General features: G+C 70.0%; 8 protein-coding genes. All 8 read right to left on the bottom strand.

The genetic code is table 11. The annotated features are described in order from the left end of the window. Window positions 1–28 precede the first annotated feature (28 nt). Window positions 29–8,590, bottom strand: a complete 8,562-nt coding sequence (locus tag ACO2RJ_RS04115) for a GH36-type glycosyl hydrolase domain-containing protein (RefSeq protein ID WP_423266744.1) — start codon at window positions 8,588–8,590, stop codon at window positions 29–31. A gap of 208 nt (window positions 8,591–8,798) precedes the next feature. Continuing rightward, window positions 8,799–9,071, bottom strand: coding sequence for a hypothetical protein (locus tag ACO2RJ_RS04120; RefSeq protein WP_423266745.1), 273 nt, complete (start codon window positions 9,069–9,071; stop codon window positions 8,799–8,801). A gap of 11 nt (window positions 9,072–9,082) precedes the next feature. Next, the gene (locus ACO2RJ_RS04125) at window positions 9,083–9,220 is read right to left on the bottom strand and encodes a hypothetical protein (protein WP_423266746.1); all 138 of its coding nucleotides are present in this window, start codon (window positions 9,218–9,220) and stop codon (window positions 9,083–9,085) included. A 219-nt stretch (window positions 9,221–9,439) separates the two neighbouring features. After that, on the bottom strand, window positions 9,440–9,652 hold the full coding sequence (locus ACO2RJ_RS04130) for a cold-shock protein (protein WP_423266747.1): 213 nt from the start codon (window positions 9,650–9,652) through the stop codon (window positions 9,440–9,442). Between the two features lie 527 nt (window positions 9,653–10,179). After that, complete coding sequence (locus ACO2RJ_RS04135; RefSeq protein WP_423268907.1) at window positions 10,180–11,070, bottom strand: transglutaminase family protein; 891 nt, start codon at window positions 11,068–11,070, stop codon at window positions 10,180–10,182. Window positions 11,071–11,074: 4 nt separating this feature from the next. Then, window positions 11,075–11,263 carry a hypothetical protein gene (locus ACO2RJ_RS04140; RefSeq protein WP_423266748.1) on the bottom strand — a complete coding sequence of 63 codons (189 nt, stop codon included), beginning with the start codon at window positions 11,261–11,263 and terminating at the stop codon, window positions 11,075–11,077. Between the two features lie 37 nt (window positions 11,264–11,300). Continuing rightward, the gene (groL, locus tag ACO2RJ_RS04145) at window positions 11,301–12,926 is read right to left on the bottom strand and encodes a chaperonin GroEL (RefSeq protein ID WP_423266749.1); all 1,626 of its coding nucleotides are present in this window, start codon (window positions 12,924–12,926) and stop codon (window positions 11,301–11,303) included. 51 nt (window positions 12,927–12,977) lie between these two features. After that, the gene (locus ACO2RJ_RS04150) at window positions 12,978–13,289 is read right to left on the bottom strand and encodes a co-chaperone GroES (protein WP_423266750.1); all 312 of its coding nucleotides are present in this window, start codon (window positions 13,287–13,289) and stop codon (window positions 12,978–12,980) included. Between the last annotated feature and the right edge of the window lie 53 nt (window positions 13,290–13,342).

Genomic DNA, 13,342 nt, shown 5'->3' on the forward strand with positions numbered 1-13,342 from the left:
CAATCGACGACGCGCCCGTTGCGCCCGATCACGCCGGCGGGGCCGCGGCCGCGCCGGCTGCAAGAGCGGCGGACGCCGGGGCTGTGACGGGCGTCTGGCCGTGCGGCAGAAGCAGTCTGACGTCGTGCTCCCGGCCGTCCAGCGGCACGCTGAACCCGCCCGCGACGGCGGCGAGCGGTCCCCCGTCGAGGGCGCATTCCGGAGCCGTCGCCGCGGTCCTGGCGACGGCGATCCGGCACGACGTCCCCTCGAACGTGACCGTGGCCTCGAAGCCGCTCCACGAATCAGGGATGCATGGCGCGATCCGCAGAACGGCGCCCTGGCGGACGAGGCCGAGCAGGCCTTCGATCCCGGCGCGGTACATCCAGGCGGCCGAGCCGGTGTACCAGGTCCAGCCGCCGCGTCCCTCATGGGGCGCGACCGAGTAGACGTCGGCCGCCACCACATAGGGCTCGACCTTGTAGCGCTCGACCTCGTTGGCGTCGCGCGCGTGGTTAATGGGGTTGAGCATGGCGAACAGCTCGTGCGCCTTCGCTCCATCGCCCAGCCTGGCGAAGGCCAGGATCGTCCACATCGCGGCGTGACTGTACTGGCCGCCGTTCTCGCGCAGCCCCGCGGGATAGCCTTTGATGTAGCCGGGATCGCGGGGCGTCGACTTGAACGGCGGGTCGAACAGCACGGCGATGCCGTCGTCGCGCCGGACGAGACGGCGGTCGACGGACGCCATCGCCTGCGCGGCGCGCGCGGGGGCCGCCACGCCGGAGAGCACGCTCCATGACTGCGCGATCGAATCGATGCGGCATTCGTCGCTCGACGCCGAGCCGAGCCAGGTCCCGTCGTCGAAGGTCGCGCGGCGGTACCACTCGCCGTCCCAGGCCTCACGTTCAATCGACGCCCGCACCTGTTCGGCATGCGCCCGCCATCGTCCCGCGCGCGCGGGATCGCGGGCGTCGACGAGCGGAGCGAACAGCGCGACGGCGCGGATGAACAGCCAGCCGAGCCATACGCTTTCGCCGTGGCCGCCTTCGCCCACGCGGTTCATGCCGTCGTTCCAGTCGCCCGTGCCCATCAGGGGCAGGCCGTGGGCGCCGGTCAGCCCGACACATTGATCGAGCCCGCGCGCGCAATGCTCGAACACCGAGGCGCGCTCGGCGGACTCCATCGGCAGGAAGAAGGCGTCGTGTTCGCCGGCCTTCAGCTGCGGCCCTTCCAGAAAGGGCGTCTCCTCGTCGAGCAGCGCGGCGTCGCCGGTGGCTGTCACATAAGTCGCGGTCGCATAAGCGAGCCACACCCGGTCGTCGGAGATGCGCGTGCGCACGCCCTGGCCGGAATGCGGCAGCCACCAATGCTGCACGTCGCCTTCGGGGAACTGCCGGCCGGCGGCGCGCAGCAGGTGACGGCGCGTCTCCGCCGGATAGGCCAAGGACAGCGCCATGCCGTCCTGCATCTGGTCACGGAACCCGTAGGCGCCGCTCGCCTGGTAGAAGCCCGATCGCGCCCAGATCCGGCAGCCGAGGGCCTGATAGAGCAGCCAGCCGTTCAGCATCACGTCCATGGCCCGGTCCGGCGTGCGGACCTGGACGGCGCCGAGCAGCGCGCTCCAGCGGTCCGTGACGTGCGCCAGCGCGGCGTCGAGATCGGCCGCGCGATAGCGCCGGACGAGCGCGCGCGCCTCGTCGTCCGAGGCGCTCTGGCCGATCGACCAGACGATCTCGACGCTCTCATGCGCGGCGAGAGACACGATCGTCGACAGCGCGGCGCACGGGTCGCGCCCGGCCCCGACGGCCCCGGAGAGTGGGTCCGACCGGAACAGGGCTGCGGGCGCGGACGGTCCGCCGTGGCGGCCGAGGAACTCGGTGCGGTCGCCGGTCCATGACGTCTGGCGCCCGCCGAGATCGGCGAAGGCGACGCGGCCGGCGAAAGACGCCCCCCATGGATTGCGGGCGAACAGCGCGCCCGTCGCGGCGTCGACGCTCGTCACGACAAAAGGCGCCGACGCCGCGCGCGATGCGCCCAGCGCCCATTCCGCGAAGGCCGTCACCGAAAGGCGACGCGGTCGCCCGGACGTGTTGCGGAGCGTCAGCCGCGAGATCTTGATGGGATCATCCGCCGCCACGTATTGCGTCAGCTCGAGCGCGACGCCGTTCGCCTCATGCTCGAACCGGCTGTAGCCGAAGCCGTGGCGGGCGACGTAGAGGCCGCCGTCGCAGATCGGCTGGGCGGTGGGCGTCCACACCTCGCCGGTCTCGTCGTCCCGTACGTAGATCGCTTCGCCCGCGGGATCGGCGACGGGATCGTTGGACCACGGCGTGAGCTGGTTCTCGCGGCTGTTTTCCGACCATGTGAAGCCGCTGCCGCCGGACGACACGTGGAAGCCGAAGGTCGGATTGGCGATCACATTGATCCACGGCGCGGGCGTGGTCCGGCCGCCGTCCAGGATCGTGACGTATTCCCGGCCGTCCTTCGCGAAGCCGCCAAGGCCGTTGAAGAATTCGAGACCCGCGGCGGCCTGGGCCGACCGGCCCGGCGACGCCGTCGCGTTCGGCGTGGGCGTCACGACGGGAGCGCCGCGCGGGGCGGGCTCGGGCGTCCGGTCGATCTGCGCCGCGATCGGGCCGCGTCGCGCGACCAGCACGACGCGCGCTACCGAAAGGATGAGGTTGCGGGCCTCGGCCGTGAGCAGGTCGGCGCGCAGGGCGTGCACGGATCCCTGCGCCGGCGCGTCGCCGAGCCTCGGGCGCGACTGGCTGCTGCGGACCGCGGTGTCGATCGCCACCTGGAGATCCTGCAGGTAGGACGAGGCGTGCTCGTTGACGATCACCAGGTCGACGCCGATGCGCTTGATGCGCCAGTACTCGTGGGCGCGCAGCAGCTGCCGCACCTGCTCGAGGTCTTCGACGTCGTCGATTCGGAGCAGGACGATCGGCAGGTCGCCCGAGATCGCGTGCGGCCACAGGCCGGGCTGCGGGCCGGCGCCGCGCTCGATCGCGTCCGACGGAGCCCGGAAGCGGGCGTCCGGATACAGCAGCGGGGCGGCGAGCCGCTGGAAGTCCGCGGCCTCGTCCGCGGCCACGTCGAGATGGCGGAGCTGCACCTGAGCCTGCGTCCAGGCGAGCGTCTTCGCGCGATCGAACGCGCTTCGATCGAGATGCGTGTCGACGAGGTCCAGAAGCGCGTCCCGCGACGTCGCGACCACGGTCCAGAAGGCGACGCGCACGACGCCGCCCGCAGGAACCGCCACGCGGCGGCGGATGGAAAAAACGGGGTCGAGAACCGCGCCGACCGTGTTCGACAGGTTCCGCCGGGCGGCGCCGACAAAAGCGTCGCGGGGCGCGAGGCTGCGGCCGAGAAACCGGGCGCGGTCGGTCTCATATTGCGGTTCGCCGGAGGCCTCCCCTTCCACCACCGCGAAATGCGCGGCGCTGATCGTCGCCTCGCTCTGGGCCCGGGGACGCCGCGTTGCGACCAGCGCGCCGAACTCGGCGAGATGTTCGGTCTCGACGAACAGCTTGGCGAAGGCCGGATGCGCGGCGTCCGCGGCCGGCGGCGCGAGCACGATCTCCGCGTAGGACGTCAGCTCGACCTCGACGGCGGTCCGGCCCGCATTGGTCAGCGTGACGCGCCGCACCTCGCCGTCGACCTCGCCCGACACCAGCACGTCCATCGTCGTGGTGAGCGGGCCGTCGCGGCGGATGAAGGAGGCGTTGTCCTCTTCGAACACCACCTCCTGATGGTCGGCGGCCGCGCCGACGGGCTCGGACCCGGCGGACCAGACGCGGCCGCTGCCGACGTCGCGCAAGATCACGAACGAGCCGTGATCGTCGCGCGTCGCGTCGGCGCGCCAACGGGTCACCGCAAGGTCGCGCCAGCGGCTGTAGCCGGTTCCGTCCGCCGTCAGCATGACGGCGTAGCGGCCGTTGGACAGGACATGGGTGACGGGCGGCCCGCCGGTCGCGGGGGCGACGTGCCGCGCGGCCGACGTCCCAACGTCCTCATGGGTCGAAGCCTTGACCTCCTGGGCCCGCGGCTGGGCGACGGCGACGTCGCGCGGGACGCGCTCCTGCATCAGCAATTCGCAGGCCTGGATCATCGGCTCGCGGTGGAACCGGGCCCGCATGCAGCCCTCCTGCAGCACGTTCGCGATCGCGACGATCGTCATGCCCTGGTGGTGGGCCATGTAGTTGCGCACGAGCGCGAACCGGGCGTCGGCCGGCACCCTGGAGCGGGTGAAGTCCAGCGCCTCGTAGAACCCGTAGCGACCGCACGCGCCCAAGTCCTCGAGGCGGCCGAAATTGGCCCGTGCGCCCTGCGGGTCGACCATGGCCGCGAGCCCGGTGGCGTAGGGCGCGATCACGGCGTTCTCGGCGAGGCCCCGCTTCAGCCCGAGGCCGGGCACGCCGAAGTTCAGATACTGATAGGTGAATTCGAGGTCGCGGGCGTTGTAGGCGGATTCCGACACGCCCCACGGGACGCCGAGCGAACGGCCGTAGTCCTGCTGGCGCCGCACCACGAGCCGGTTGGTCTCGTCCAGCAGACTCCCGGCCGGCGCGCGCATGACGAGCGACGGCATCAGATATTCGAACATCGATCCCGACCATGAGATCAGCGCGGAGCCGTTGCCGATCGGGGTGGCGGTCCGGCCAAGGCGGAACCAGTGCCTTGTCGGGACGTCGCCCTTCGCGATCGCGAACAGGCTGGCCAGCCGCGCCTCCGAGGCGAGCAGGTCGTAGCAACTCGGGTCGAGGCGGTTGTCGGGCAGCGAATAGCCGATCGACAGCAGCTTTCTTTCGGGATCGAGCAGGAAGGCGAAATCCATCTCGAGAGCGGTCCGCCGGGCTTCCGCCGCGACCGCGGCCAGTCGCGCGCCGACGTCCTGCGCGACGGCCGGATCATGGGCGTGCTCGGCCGCCGCCCGGGACAGGGCCGCCATCCAGAAGCCGAAGTCGGACGCATCCTCCTCCTCGGCCGAGGGCGGGCCATCGACGGTCTTGGCCGCCTTGTCGGCGAGGCGGATCAGGACCGGGGCGAGGGCGGGCAAAGCGACCGCGCTCCTCAGATGCCCCTCGATCTCGTCGAGGATCAGGCTCGCCTGCCTCGCGCGCGACGCTCCGGCATGAGGCGGCCCCGCAAGCGCGCGGCGCGCGAGCGCCAGATCGTCCGCGAGCCCGGACCGCGCGTTCGGCGAGACCAGCGCTGACGCCCACTGCTCGCAGGCCTGCGCCAGAGCGATCAGATGGCCGGCGAAGTTTCCGCTGTCGACCGTGGAGACATAGGCCGGAACAAGCGCCTCGCCGCGCTCGGTGCCATACCAGTTGAGGAAATGGCCCCGGTGTCGCTGCAGCGTTCGGAGCGACGCGAGCGTCGCCTCGATGCGGTCGACGGCGGCTGCCGTTCCCGTCCAGCCGAAGTCGCGTGCGGCGACCGCGGAGAGCAGATAGAGGCCGATGTTGGTGGGGGAGGTCCGGCGCGCGACGACGGGGCTCGGGTCCTCCTGGAAATTGTCCGGCGGCAGCATGTTGTCGGCGGCGGTGACGAAGGTCTCGAAGAAGCGCCAGGTGCGCCGCGCGATCAGCCGAAGTTCGACGGCGTCCTGCGGGGGGAGGGCGAGCGCCGCGGTCGCGCTCGGCGCGCGGCTCGCCCACAGCGCGATCGCAGGCGCGGCGCCCCAGACGACCGCGAACGGCAGGATCAGCGCCCACGAGGCCGGGGCGACGGCGAGACAGACCGCCGCGAGCCCGAGCCCGAGCGCCGTTCCGCCGGCCATCATGCGGTAGAACCCGTTCAGAGTAAGCCGCGGAGCGGCCGTCGACTGCGCGGCCGTCGTCCATTCGAGCAGCAGCCGACGAGTCCGGAACACGCGGTCGAGCGAGCGCAGCACCGCGTCGCCCATGCGCCAGGCCTTGTCGGGCAGGAAGGCGATCGTGAGGCCGATCTGCAGGATCGCCAGCCGCAAATCCGCCAGCAGCATGCGGTTGTGGTTGGCCATATGGATGCCGGCCCGGCCCGGCACGACCGCGAAGACGAGGTGGAGCGCGGCGGGAATCGCGAGGGCCGCGAGCAGCAGCGCGACGCCCCAGGCGGCCGCCGGCGGCGGGAGCAGCCAGCAGGCGGCGAGCGTCGCCAGAGCGGCGGGCGAGCTCAGCGACCGGCGAAGATTGTCGAGCATCTTGCCGCGCCCGACGGCCGGCAGGCCGGCTTGGCCCTGGCCGACGCCCAGAACCCAGGGCAGCAGCTGCCAGTCGCCGCGGGTCCAGCGGTGCTGCCGGCGGGCGGCGACGTCGTAGCGTGCGGGGAAGTCTTCGATCACCTCGACGTCGGAGGCGAGCCCCGCGCGGGCGAACACGCCCTCGAACAAATCGTGGCTCAGCATCGCGTTGTCGGGGGTGCGGCCGGCGAGCGAGGCTTCGAAGGCGTCGACGTCGTAGATGCCCTTACCGGTGTACGAGCCTTCGCCGAACAGGTCCTGATAGACGTCGGAGACCGCCGCCGCATACGGATCGATGCCGCCGGGCGCCGAGAAGGCGCGCTGATAGACCGAACCTTCGCGGCCGATCGGCAGCGAGGGCGTGACCCGAGGCTGAAGGATGCCGTAGCCGCCGACGACCCGCCGCCTGTCGGCGTCGAAGGACGGGCGGTTCAGCGGATGCGCCATCTTGCCGACCAGCCGGACGGCGGCGTCGCGCGGCAGACGCGTGTCGGCGTCGAGCGTGATGACATAGCGGACGCCGGTCGGCGCATGCGGCGCGCGGCCGTCGACGGCCATGAAGCTCGTGTCGGTCGCGCCGCGCAGCAGGCGGTTGAGCTCATGCAGTTTGCCGCGTTTGCGCTCCCAGCCCATCCAGACGCCTTCCTCCGCGTTGAAGAGCCGACGGCGGTGAAGCAGCAGGAAGCGTTCTCCGCCGGGGGTAGGGCCGTAGAGTCGGTTCAGCCGGGCGATCGCTTCGGCCGCGACGGCGAGAAGCGGCGCGTCGCCGTCGAGCGTCTCGCGGTCGGCGTCGACGCCGTCGGACACGAGCGCAAAGGACAAATCGCCGCCGGCGCCGGCGAGATGATGGATCTCGAGCCGGCCGATCTGCTCGAGGAGATCCGCCTCGCTGGTGAGCAGCGTCGGCACGGCCACGAGCGTCCGGAGTTCGGCGGGCACGCCCGCCGAGAGATCGAGGCCCGGCAGCGCATGAGAGCCGAAGCTCCACTGGATGGCCCGGTCGACCAGCGCGGTCGCGACGTCGGTCGCGGGCACGACGGCGAGCAGCCCGACGACGACGAGCCAGAGCGCCCCGGCGCCGGCGACCGAGAGGCCCCACAGCGAAAGTCCGATCAGGACGGCGGCGAGCAGCAGGATCGTCCCGACATAGCCGCCGATGCCGAGCCGGACGCTGAACCGGTTGAACCACAGCCCTGGCGACGGCCGGAAGCCGATCGCGCGTTCGAGCGCCGGCCGCCCCTCGGCGATCAGGTGGAATCCCGGGTCCATGAGGCGCTCGGCCTCGGCCTCACGGCCGCCGCCCGGGGCGCGCGTCGCGGCGAGGCTTGCGTCGGCGACCTCGAGCTCGGTGGCGCCAGACCCGCGCGCGAGCTGCTCGATCGCGCTGCGGTAGAGGTTGCGGGTCGCGAAATCCATGCCCGCGAAGCCGCTCGCGCCGCGCAGCCGCTCGTCGACCAGGCTGACGCTCTCGACGAGCTCGGCCCAGTCGATGTCGGAGATCAGCCGCATGCTGGTGATGACGTTGCGGACCGAGACGTTCGACGCGCCCTGCCGCTGCTGGGCGTGCTGCACCGCCTCGTCGACCGACGAGCCCTGCAGCTTCAGGCGCGACTCGAGCCATTCGAGCGCGGGATTGGTCCGCGGGTCCTGATCGCGCAGGCGTTTGGCGAGATGCCCTGCGAACAGCTCGGAGACCGGCCCGGCTTCGCGCGTCGAGATGTCGGCGTCGAGCGCCGCCCGCGCGCCGCCCGCGCTGAGCAGGCGGTCGGCCAGCCGTTCGGCGTCGGCTCGTTCGGAGCGCGCGGCGTCGATCTGGTCTGCGAGCCTGCGGAGGTTCTCGATCAGCACGATCCGCAGCGTGATCGCGACCGCCCACAGCTCGCCGATGGTGAGCGGCTGAACCCGCTGATAGGCGGCGACGAACCGCGCCAGAATGACGGGATCGAAATGGCTGTCGGTGTGCGCGACGAACGCCCAGGCGAGGCCGAACACGCGCGGATAGCCGGCGAACGGGCCCTCCGCAAGTTTCGGCAGCTGCTGGTAGTAGCCCGGCGGAAGGTCTTCGCGGATCTCGCGGATCTGGTCTTCGACGAGATGGTAGTTGTCGAGCAGCCATTCCGCGGCCGGCGTGACGCCGTGGCCGGTTTCGAGCTCCGCGGCGCTCGCCTTGTAGGCGGCGAGCAGCGTCGCCGCGTTCTCGCCCAGCCGCACCCGGAGCGAGCGCACGCGGGGCGGCCGACGGGTCACGGGCTGGGCGGCCGCGAGCGTTTCGGCGTGCTGCTCCAGCCGTTCGACGCCGAAGAGCTCTTCACGAACCGGGGAGACGTCGTTCCACGGCGTCGCCTGCGCGCGGCGGGCCATGAGGTTCTGCACGAGATCAAGCATGTTCGTCCTTCCGGCCACGACCTGAAGGCGAGGCGATCTGTTGCGCCCGAGCTCGCCGGGTCGTCTTTCGCGGCCTCAGCCGAGGCCTGCGTCGATCCATCCCGCCGCGCAGAGAGGGGCCGACGGCGGCCGTCGTCACAGACGGCAGGAGGGATCTTTCGTCGCCCACGGCGCTACGGCCGCGTCCGATCGCGGGGCAGGCGTCCGCTCAGGGCGCGGGCGCAGCGGTCCTGTCCCCTTCGAGCGCGGCCTCGAGGTCCGCGCGATCGACGAGATGCGACTGAACCAGCCCGCCGCGGACGGAGAGCTCCGGCGTCTGCAGCATCGTGGCGGCGCGTCGATAGGCCAGGAAGGACACGCCCAGAATTTCGTCCTCGTCGATGACGAGCCGATAGGTCCCGGGCGGCTGAACTCCGTCGAGGGCCTTCAACGTGAAGGGCCGCTCGAAGGTGACGGTGGTTTCGGTGGTCCGGGTCGACATTGCGCCGGCCTTCAGGATTTCTTGGGCTTGGCCGACGTCGCCGAGATCGCGGAGACGCCGCGCGTGAGCGCGGTCGGGACGGCCACGGGCTCCTTGACCTTCTTGGGCTTCTTGGCTTCCTTGTTGCCGCGCTTCTGTGCCTTGGCCATGCGCCTTGCTCCCGGGTTCGACGCCCACGATCGGTGAGCGAAAAGAAAAGACCCCGCCGTCTCGAAAGACGACGGGGTCCGAAGACGCTAGGCGTCTCTTCCGACTTGACGCTGCGGCGCCGCCGCAAACGAGGTTCGCCAGTACATCCGTGGTCGACCTCGCGTGATGGCGGCGCTTTCGCCGGCTGCTCGAAGCTCCGAAGCCGGCCGGCGGCGCGATCAGGCCTGAACTTGCAGTCGGTCGGCGGTCATCTTGCCGCTCTTGCGATCGGCGACGAGCTCGTAGCTGACCTTCTGGCCCTCCTGGAGATCGGCGATCCCGGCGCGCTCCATGGCGCTAATATGCACGAAGGCGTCTGCGCCGCCGTCATCCGGCGCGATGAAACCAAAGCCCTTCTGGGCGTTGAACCATTTGACTGTTCCCGAAGACATGGGAATTCCTTTTCAAAGTAACGATAGACATCCGCTCACCCCCTGGGTCAGCGCCGTCGAATTTGCTATCCGCTAGAAATAGAACCCGGCGCGCGTCGCCTTGGCTTCGCGCTGGCCAAATCATACACTGTTGAAGCAACGATTTTAAAATGCGCCTGCCGACGGGCTTTTACAAGGACGACGGCGCTTTATTTTCGTACGCTCGACGACGTCCGGCGACGAGGACGCCATCGGTCCTGTTCCGGATCGTGAGGGGTTCGCCGGGCGCCGACAGAGGCAGGAGCGCGCTTGGACGTCATGGTCAAACCGGTCGAGGACCGGAACGAATGGGTGCTGACCGATCTACTCGGCCGCGCCATGGGCGTTATCCGCACCACGGAGGAGCGGACGTTCTTGGTCGAGCCGGAGGGCAACGCCAAGATGACGATGTCAGGCATGCGGCCCGGTCCGTTCCACTCGCTCGACGAGGCGCTGGCGGCGATCGAGACTCATACCAGGGGCGTGTGCCGTCGCGTGGCCGAAGCGCCTCAGGAGGACCCGCCAGGATCGGTCAAACCGACGGACACGTCGACCGACATGTCCAGGAACGCGTCGTCGGAGCCGAAATAGCTCCCGGACACGGGCATGATCTGCCGGATGTCGCGGGCGACGGCGACCGGGATGAGGTTGGCGTTGCCGACGCTTCGGTTCGTCGGATCGAAGGTGATCCAGCCCGCGCCCGGCACATAGACCTCGGCCCATGCATGGGTCGAGCCCGGTCCGGCCGAGCCGACCAGTCCCCGCGCCGGGTCGTGCAGATAGCCGGAGACGACGCGCGCGCCGAAGCCGAGGGTTCGGACGGCCTCCGCGAACAGGGTCGCGAAATCCCGGCAGGAGCCGCGTCCGCGGTCGAGCGTCTCCAGCGGCGACTGCGTGCCTTCGTCCTCGCGGATCTCGTATGAGATGCGCGTCCAGACGCCGGCGTTGATGTCCTTCAGCAAAGACAGCGTGTCGGTGGGGTTGGCGAAGATGAAGGCCCGCGCCCAGGCGTGCAGGCGGCCTGCGGGGTCGAGATGCTGGTTGAGCGCCAGGGGCCCGAGGTCCATCCGATCGTCGTGCGAATAAGGGAACGGATAGAGGATCGCCGAGGCGGCGATGTCGAACACCGGCCAGGCGGCCGTCTCGAGCGTGATCCGGGCGACGCTCTCGATGAGCAGGCTCTCGGCCGCCTCGGAGAAACTCGCGGTAGCGACGGCGTTGCCGAACACGTCGTAGGACCATGACAACGACGCCGCAGGCGCAAACGTGACGTCCATCGACGCCAGCCGCAGCTCGCGGCTTTCGCGCGGGCTCACCACCAGTCGATGAGGCTGAAGGCTCACCGGCCGGCGATAACGATACGCCGTCCGGTGCCGGATGGTGACGTCGAGCGTGTCCAGGCGGCTATCCCTGATCCTCCGCCGCCCGCAGCCGGGCGGCGACCACTGGCGTGGGCTCCGACGAGTTTACGACGGCGCCGCCCTCCATGACGATGACGGTCGAACCGGTCGCCGACGTCTGCACGGCGATGACCCGATCCGCCCGGACGAAATTCGTCCCGCCCAGGCTTTTCACTTCGATCAGTTTGACCACTGGTCCTCAAGCTCCTGTTGGGGAGGGCGACGGGCGGTCAGTACCCGCCCATGCCGCCGCCGGCCTGCGGCGCGCCATCCTTGTCGGGAACGCTCGCGATCATCGCCTCGCTGGTGATGAGGAGGGCGGCGACCGAGCCTGCGTCCTGCAGCGCGGTCCGCACCACCTTGGCGGGGTCGATGATGCCGGCCTCGATCATGTTGACATAGGCGTCGGTCTGAGCGTCGAAGCCGGTGTTCGGATCTTCCGAATCCAGCAGCTTGCCGACGACGATCGAGCCTTCGGAGCCGGCATTCTCGACGATCTGCCGCAGCGGCGCCTCGAGCGCCCGGAGCACGATGGAGACGCCTGCCCGAACGTCGGCGTTGTCGGACGTGACATGGGCGAGGGCGGCTTTGGCGCGGAACAGCGCGACGCCGCCGCCGGGCACGATTCCCTCCTGAACCGCGGCGCGCGTCGCGTTCAGCGCGTCGTCGACACGATCCTTCTTCTCCTTGACCTCGACTTCGGTCGCCCCGCCGACGCGGATGACGGCCACGCCGCCCGCGAGCTTGGCGAGACGCTCCTGGAGCTTCTCCTTGTCGTAATCGGAGGTGGTCTCCTCGATCTGGCCCTTGATCTGACCGATGCGGGCCTGGATGGCGTCCTTGTCGCCCGAGCCGTCGACGATCGTGGTGGTGTCCTTGTCGATCCGCACGCGCTTGGCGCGGCCGAGCATCTCGATCGTGACGTTTTCGAGCTTCACCCCGAGATCGGCGCTGACGACCTGGCCGGCGGTCAGCGTCGCGATGTCTTCGAGCATCGCCTTGCGGCGGTCGCCGAAGCCCGGCGCCTTGACGGCCGCGACCTTGAGGCCGCCGCGGAGCTTGTTGACGACGAGCGTCGCGAGCGCCTCGCCCTCGACGTCCTCGGAGATGATCAGCAGCGGTCGTCCGGTCTGCACCACCGCTTCGAGCAGGGGCAGAAGCGCCTGGAGGCCCGCGAGCTTCTTCTCGTGGATCAGGATGTAGGGGTCCTCGAGCTCGACGGACATCTTCTCGGCGTTGGTGATGAAGTAGGGCGAGAGGTAGCCGCGGTCGAACTGCATGCCCTCGACGACGTCGAGCTCGGTGTCGGCGGTTTTCGCCTCCTCGACCGTGATCACGCCCTCATTGCCGACCTTCTTCATCGCCTCGGCGATCATCTGACCGACGGAGGCGTCGCCATTGGCCGCGATGGTGCCGATCTGCGCGATCTCCTCGGAGGAGCCGACCTTCTTGGCGCGCGCCTCGATGTCCTTGACGACCGCCGCGACCGCGAGGTCGACGCCGCGCTTGAGATCCATCGGGTTCAGGCCGGCGGCGACGAGCTTCGAGCCCTCGCGCAGGATGGCGGCGGCGAGCACCGTCGCGGTCGTCGTGCCGTCGCCGGCGAGATCGTTGGTCTTCGAGGCGACCTCGCGGACGAGCTGCGCGCCCATGTTCTCGAACTTGTCGAGCAGCTCGATCTCCTTGGCGACGGTCACGCCGTCCTTGGTGATGCGCGGCGCGCCGTAGGAGCGGTCGATGAGAACGTTGCGGCCCTTGGGGCCGAGCGTCACCTTGACGGCGTCGGTCAGGATTTCGACGCCCCGCAGCATGCGGTCGCGCGCTTCGGACGAAAAAATCACGGTCTTGGCGGTCATGAGAACAGCTTTCTGAAAAGAGAATTGGGAAAGAGAGCGCGGAGCGCGGGCTTATGCCGCCTGCGCGAGCTTCGGCCGGTCGAGCACCCCGATGACGTCGCTCTCCTTCATGATGAGGAGATCGACGTGGTCGATCGTGACCTCCGTGCCGGACCATTTGCCGAACAGGATGATGTCGCCGACCTTGACGTCGAGCGGTATGCGCGCGCCGGCCTCGTCGCGCGCGCCCGGACCGACGGCGACGACCTCGCCCTCCTGCGGCTTCTCCTTCACCGTGTCAGGGATGATGATCCCGCCCTTCGACATCGCGTCGCCGTCGAGGCGCCGAACGGCGACCCGATCATGAAGAGGGTGGAATGACATGGAGAGGCCCCTTTCGGGCTGGACCCGCGTAAAGCGCGTCAGACCTTCATATG

The organism is Hansschlegelia sp. KR7-227 (assembly GCF_049446035.1).
In the GTDB taxonomy this organism is placed as follows: domain Bacteria; phylum Pseudomonadota; class Alphaproteobacteria; order Rhizobiales; family Methylopilaceae; genus Methylopila.

Excerpts from the sequence above, each read along its gene's own strand:
- ACO2RJ_RS04120 (WP_423266745.1), bottom strand. The coding sequence starts at position 9,071 with ATGTCGACCCGGACCACCGAAACCACCGTCACCTTCGAGCGGCCCTTC.
- groL (WP_423266749.1), bottom strand. The coding sequence starts at position 12,926 with ATGACCGCCAAGACCGTGATTTTTTCGTCCGAAGCGCGCGACCGCATG.
- ACO2RJ_RS04130 (WP_423266747.1), bottom strand. The coding sequence starts at position 9,652 with ATGTCTTCGGGAACAGTCAAATGGTTCAACGCCCAGAAGGGCTTTGGT.
- ACO2RJ_RS04150 (WP_423266750.1), bottom strand. The coding sequence starts at position 13,289 with ATGTCATTCCACCCTCTTCATGATCGGGTCGCCGTTCGGCGCCTCGAC.
- ACO2RJ_RS04125 (WP_423266746.1), bottom strand. The coding sequence starts at position 9,220 with ATGGCCAAGGCACAGAAGCGCGGCAACAAGGAAGCCAAGAAGCCCAAG.
- ACO2RJ_RS04115 (WP_423266744.1), bottom strand. The coding sequence starts at position 8,590 with ATGCTTGATCTCGTGCAGAACCTCATGGCCCGCCGCGCGCAGGCGACG.